Source organism: Mesorhizobium sp. M7A.T.Ca.US.000.02.2.1 (genome assembly GCF_003996995.1).
In the GTDB taxonomy this organism is placed as follows: Bacteria; Pseudomonadota; Alphaproteobacteria; order Rhizobiales; family Rhizobiaceae; genus Mesorhizobium.
This window is the reverse complement of sequence record NZ_RZTT01000637.1, coordinates 1-2,409: the sequence shown is the minus strand read 5'-3', so window position 1 is coordinate 2,409 and position 2,409 is coordinate 1. Positions and strand designations below refer to the sequence as shown.

At 64.7% G+C, this 2,409-nt stretch carries 3 protein-coding genes; all 3 read left to right on the top strand.

What is annotated here, in order from left to right; translation table 11 throughout:
- The first annotated feature begins 201 nt into the window (after positions 1–201).
- Genes EOD15_RS32870 through EOD15_RS37300 form a run of 3 tightly spaced genes read left to right on the top strand, consistent with a single transcriptional unit; the run spans position 202 to position 2,402 of the window.
- Complete coding sequence (locus EOD15_RS32870; protein ID WP_127409222.1) at positions 202–1,809, top strand: hypothetical protein; 1,608 nt, start codon at positions 202–204, stop codon at positions 1,807–1,809.
- Positions 1,793–2,287, top strand: a complete 495-nt coding sequence (locus EOD15_RS36355) for a hypothetical protein (protein WP_127323000.1) — start codon at positions 1,793–1,795, stop codon at positions 2,285–2,287. Before EOD15_RS32870 ends, EOD15_RS36355 begins: the two co-directional genes overlap by 17 nt.
- Positions 2,277–2,402 carry a hypothetical protein gene (locus EOD15_RS37300; protein ID WP_281035330.1) on the top strand — a complete coding sequence of 42 codons (126 nt, stop codon included), beginning with the start codon at positions 2,277–2,279 and terminating at the stop codon, positions 2,400–2,402. The genes EOD15_RS36355 and EOD15_RS37300 overlap by 11 nt, the downstream gene beginning before the upstream one ends.
- The last annotated feature ends 7 nt before the right edge of the window (positions 2,403–2,409 follow it).

Sequence of the window (2,409 nt, the reverse complement as noted above, 5' to 3'; positions counted from 1 at the left end):
CCCCCATGCCTTGCCCAGCCCGAGCGGGCGCGCGCGAATTTCAAAAACGACCCCGGCCCCCCACCGCCCACGGCCCTTCGGTCGCACACACGCGACCTGTTCGGGTGGCTTGCAGTGGACTCGCTGGGCGGCGGAATAAATTTGCTGCGGTGAATCGGGACGCGGGCACGCGGGCCGGGCGCAAAACGAGGGTTGCGGGCGATGGGTACAGGGCCAGATTTTGAAGCCGATTTCGACATCACGCGCTTTGAGCCGGCCGGGCCAGTCTGCAAGGCATTCATCGAAAGCAATGGTCCCTTCGACTTCATTCGAGGGCCATGGGGCAGCGGCAAAACCGTTAGCGCCGTGTTCAAGATCGCGCAAAAGGCGGGCACGCTGTTCCCGGTCTGTAAGGATGGCAAGATCAACGTTCGCTGTGCCGCCGTGCGCGAAACCTACCGCGAGCTGGCCAAGACCGCGCTGCCGACCTGGCTGCGCTTCTTCCCCAAATACGGCCCGTTCACGGCCAAGGAAAAGGATGCCTACTCCGGCGGTCAGGATCGGCCGGTCAATCACATCCTCGAATGGAACGTGCTTAGGCAATGGCCGCAGGGCTGGAAAGAAACGACCGTGCGGCTGGAAATGCAGTTCGGCGCGATCGGCTCGGAAAACCTCGAAAGCTTCTTCAAGGGCTATGAAATCTCCTATGGCTGGCTCAACGAGTGCGACACGATGCACGAGGACGTGCCGGGCCTGCTGTTTGGGCGAACCGGGCGCTACCCGCCGCGCGACACCATCATGGACTGGGAGGGCGAACGGCTCGGCTATGAGGAAGATCCCGACACCGGCCAGAAGGTCATCAAGATCCCGCGCATGGTGTTCGGCGACTTCAACCCGCCCGACGAAGTAAACTGGACCTACAAGCGCGAGATCGAGGAACCGGAAAAGTGGCCGGGCTACAACTTTTTTGCCCAGCCGTCCGGCCTGTCGGCCAATGCCGAGAACCGCAAGCGCAAGACCAGGGCGGATTACGAGGCCGAGGAACGCGGCTTCGGCGGCCCCAAGGCGGCCGATAGTATCCGCAACGTGCACGGCAAGTATGCGCCGAAGAAAACCGGCACGATCATCTACGATACATTCGACCTTGCCGTGCATCGCTCGCCGGAACTGCTCGATCCCATTCCCGGCCGGCCAATCTTTCTCGGCTTCGACGGCGGCGGCCGGCCGGCGCTGGCGGTGGGGCAGTTCCACGATGACGGGCGGTTGCGGGCGCTGCGGGAAATCGTCTCGCAGCCGGACGTGGTGACCGGCGCCCAGCGCTTCGCCACCTATTGCGTCGAGCTGCTGTTGAGCGATTTCCCCGGCTATCGCATCGGCGGTGCCTGGGGCGACCCGTCCGACTTCGAAGGCCATGACCGCATACAGGGCGAGCTGTCGTTCATGATGACGGTCAGCCAGGCGATCGGCGTCATGATCATGCCGACCGAAACCAACGATATCCATTCCCGCACGGAGGCCCTGCGCTGGTACTTCGGCATGGCCGACGCCAACACGCCGCGGTCGATCTGGGATCCGCGCTGCAAGACCTCGATCCGGGGGTTCGTGTCGCAGTATCACCTGACCAAGCAGGCCAGCGAGGGCAAGACGAACCTGCTGGAAATCGACAAGAACGAGTACTCCCACTCGATCAATGCCTGGGAATATCTCTGCTACGGCCGGCGCGGCCGCGCCAAGGTCATCAGCGACGCCGCCCAGCTCGGGCGGCCGAACAACGTGGTGCCGATCAAATCCATCACGGCCCGTTCCGACTTCGATGTCTACCGCACCTGAATGGCGGCTGGTCTCGCCGGCGCCGCGCACGGCGGCGCTCGACCTCGCGGGCGCACATGCACGTGTGAGGCGGCTGGTGCTCGCGCAGGTTCGCGCCGTCGACGTGGTGCAGTCGGTGGCGATCTATCGCGGCGACGAGTGCCTGGCGCTGGTGTGCTTCGGGCGGCACGGCTGGCGCCGGCTCGAAATGGCGCTTGCGGTTTCGCCGGCGGCGGCCGGGCACATGGGCCGGTTGGTCCGCATGGCGCAATTGACGCTTTTTGCCATGGCCGAAACTCACCTCATCGTCGCCCGCATCCGGTCCAGCAATCACGCGGGCCAGCGCATGGCGATGCTCGTTGGCTTCCATGCGCACCGCAATCTCGGGCTTGGCGTGTGGATCTTGAGGAAGGGCAGGCATGACCTCGATCCTAAATCCCGGCAAGGCGGCGCAGGAAGCGGCCGAAAAGCAGAAGGCGCAGCAGGCGGTGGCGAATGATCGCCAGCTGGCCGAGCTGCGCAACGACGACGCTACCAGCGGCGCGACCAGGCGCAACCCGCGCGGCCGCCGCCTGTTCGTCGGCGACGCCGCCTCCAAAACCGATTTGAGCTGATATGGCC

What these genes read in the sequence shown, in the direction of transcription:
- EOD15_RS32870 (WP_127409222.1), top strand. Translation starts at nt 202, where the DNA reads ATGGGTACAGGGCCAGATTTTGAAGCCGATTTCGACATCACGCGCTTT.
- EOD15_RS36355 (WP_127323000.1), top strand. Translation starts at nt 1,793, where the DNA reads ATGTCTACCGCACCTGAATGGCGGCTGGTCTCGCCGGCGCCGCGCACG.